A 2,999-nucleotide genomic window follows, 5' to 3' on the forward strand; every position below is an offset into this window, starting at 1 on the left:
CCGGCGATGACGGCGATGAACAGGCCCGCTGGATCGAGGCGCGGGTAATGGACGCGCGGCCTGTGCGCGTCTGCGGGCTGTACCTGCCGAATGGCAACCCGGCGCCGGGGCCGAAGTATGAATACAAACTGGCCTGGATGGCGCGGATGCAGGCGCGGGTGCGTGACCTGCTGGCCACCGAAGAGGCCTTTGTTTGTCTGGGCGATTACAACGTGATCCCGCAGGCAGAGGATGCGGCCAAACCCGAAGCCTGGGTCACCGACGCGCTGTATCTGCCACAAAGCCGTGAGGCGTTTCGGCGGTTGCTGAACCTCGGGCTGACAGAGGCATTCCGCGCACGGGTGCAAGGGCCGGGGCACTACAGCTTTTGGGATTACCAGCAGGGCGCGTGGGAACGGAACAACGGCATCCGCATCGATCATATCCTGATGAGCCCGCAGGCCGCCGACCGGCTGATCAACTGCCGTATCGACAAGGCGGTGCGGGGTGGCGACAAGCCGTCAGACCATGTGCCGGTCTGGGCCGAGGTGGCGGCGTAAGGCCCGCTGCGGCCTTGCGGCACGAGCCGTGCTGCGGGCCGCCCTATCCGACGGTCACATCGTGGTCATACAGCCAATCGTAGCGGCCAAGCATCGCGCCGGGGGCAATGCCGCCAATCAGCCGCAGCCCGGTATGGGCCAGCGACCGCAACGGGCCGCGCAGGTGGTAGGCGCGGGCATTGGCGGTGGCGGCGGCAACGATCCGGGTACAGCGAGGCTGGCGTGCGGCCTGCCACGCGGCAAGGCCCGCAGCGGGCGTGTCATGGCTGGCCAGAGCCTGTGCCAGAACCCACGCGTCTTCGAGGCCCATCGATGACCCCTGCGCAAGGAATGGCAGGGTCGGATGCGCGGCATCGCCAAGGATGGCCGCAGCGCCATGTGGGGTCGCGCGGTACCAGTGCTGCGCCACCTTGTGCCGGAAAAGGCCCCATAGCCACGGGTCCTCGACCTGATCCAGCCAGCCGCGCGCCCGAGGGCTGAATTCAGCGAAGGCAAGGCGCAGGTCCATCGGATCGTCGCGCAGGGACCAGCTTTCCTCGGCCCATTTCTGCCGCTCCTCCACCGCGACGATGTTGCGCAAGGTGCCGCCGCGCAGCGGATAGCTGACCAGATGACGCCCCGGCCCCATGTGCACTTCGGCCACCGGGGCGGCACCCGCTTCGCAAGGGATCAATGCGCGCCACGCGACCTGCTGGGTGAAGAACGGTTGTTCGGGCCCATTCAGCGCAAGGCGCAGGCGGGAATGCAGGCCATCCGCCCCGATGACCAGCGGTGACTCAATCCGGTCATCGCCGATCTGGATTATAGGGCGCGGGCCGGACAGATCTACTGCATCCACCCGTTGCAGCAGGCGCAAGGTCACGCCGGCATCGACTGCGCCTTGCAGCAACAGCCCGATCAGATCGGCGCGGTGCAGGAAATGATAGCCTTGCGCCGGGCGCAGACGGCCAACCGGCAGCCGGGTGACCACGCCACCTGACAAACCGTCGATCAATTCCACCGCATCGGCGCGGGTGGAGGCGGCTTGCAGCTGGTCCCAAAGCCCAAGCGCGCGCAGCACCGAGGCCCCGTTCGGCGACACTTGCAGGCCAGCGCCCACCTCGCGGATTGCGTCGGCCTGTTCCAGCACGGTGACCGATGCGCCGCGCAGCGCAAGGGCACGGGCGACAGCCAGACCTGCGACCCCTGCCCCGATCACGGTGACGGATTGGCCGATCAAGCTCATGCTTCCCCCGGAAACGACACCGCCGGGCGCTGTGGCCCGGCGGTCAGTCTGCGTTGTTCTGCGTAGCGGGGCAAGAACGGCCTCAATCGTCGCGGTGAACCTTTTCCCGACGCTCGTGCTTTTCCTGCGCCTCAAGGGTCATGGTGGCGATCGGGCGGGCGTCAAGACGCTTGAGGCTGATCGGTTCACCGGTCATTTCGCAATAGCCGAATTCGTTGGCTTCGATGCGGCGCAGGGCGGCGTCGATCTTGGCGACCAGTTTGCGCTGACGATCCCGGGTGCGTAATTCCAGCGCGCGGTCGGTTTCTTCAGAGGCGCGGTCAGCGATGTCGGGAACATTGCGGCCGCTGTCTTGCAGGCTGCCGATCGTGTCGGCGGATTGGTTCAGAAGTTCCTGCTTCCAGGTCAACAGCTTGCGGCGGAAGTATTCAAGTTGCCGATCATTCATGAAAGGTTCGTCTTCGGCTGGGCGATAGTCGTCTGGCAGAAATACTTCGGCCTTCATCTCAGCACTCTCCTTGTCGTCGGATCGCCCCGACAGGTAGGCTTCTGTCATGATGCGCTCCCGTTGGCGGGCATTTAGCTTATGATGCGGGCATTGTCACTAGCGGTTGCGAGAAATTCTGCGGGCCGGTAGGGTTTGGACAAATCCAGGCAGCAGCATGTTGAAAGCGCAATGAAATTTGAATCGACCAAAGCCTACGTGGCGACCGAGGATCTGACGGTTGCGGTGAACGCCGCTGTGCTGCTGCAGCGGCCCCTGCTGGTAAAAGGCGAGCCGGGAACCGGCAAGACCGAACTGGCGCGGCAGGTGGCAGAGGCGCTGGGGATGCCGCTGATAGAGTGGCATGTGAAATCCACAACCAAGGCGCAACAGGGATTGTATGAATATGACGCCGTCAGCCGGTTGCGCGACAGCCAGTTGGGTGACGCGCGGGTTAATGATGTGCGCAACTATATCCGCAAGGGCAAGCTGTGGACCGCCTTCGAGGCGGAGGCGCGGGTGGTGCTGCTGATCGACGAGATCGACAAGGCGGATATCGAATTTCCCAACGATCTGTTGCAGGAAATCGACCGGATGGAGTTTCACGTCTACGAGACCGGCGAGATGGTGCGGGCGCGGCACCGGCCGGTGGTGATCATCACCTCGAACAACGAAAAGGAACTGCCGGACGCGTTTCTGCGGCGGTGTTTCTTTCACTACATCCGCTTTCCCGAGATGGAGACGCTGCGCG

4 protein-coding genes are annotated in these 2,999 nt (G+C 64.4%); 2 read left to right on the forward strand and 2 right to left on the reverse strand.

Annotated elements, in window-relative coordinates:
- On the forward strand, positions 1-539 hold a 539-nt coding region (locus RMO18_RS01930; protein WP_309663636.1), incomplete at its 5' end, for an exodeoxyribonuclease III.
- A gap of 43 nt (positions 540-582) precedes the next feature.
- Here the strand turns inward: RMO18_RS01930 and RMO18_RS01935 are convergent.
- Together RMO18_RS01935 and dksA are read right to left on the reverse strand one after the other, a co-directional pair.
- Positions 583-1,764, reverse strand: coding sequence for an FAD-dependent oxidoreductase (locus tag RMO18_RS01935; RefSeq protein WP_309663637.1), 1,182 nt, complete (start codon positions 1,762-1,764; stop codon positions 583-585).
- An 82-nt stretch (positions 1,765-1,846) separates the two neighbouring features.
- A complete protein-coding gene (gene dksA, locus RMO18_RS01940; protein WP_309663639.1) occupies positions 1,847-2,269 on the reverse strand; it encodes an RNA polymerase-binding protein DksA in 423 nt (140 codons plus the stop codon).
- 171 nt (positions 2,270-2,440) lie between these two features.
- Between dksA and RMO18_RS01945 the strand changes: the two genes are divergently transcribed.
- Positions 2,441-2,999, forward strand: a 559-nt coding sequence (locus RMO18_RS01945; protein WP_309663638.1) for a MoxR family ATPase, incomplete at its 3' end; no start/stop codon positions are given.

This window comes from Tabrizicola sp., assembly GCF_031377265.1.
Lineage (GTDB): Bacteria > Pseudomonadota > Alphaproteobacteria > Rhodobacterales > Rhodobacteraceae > JAUYQR01.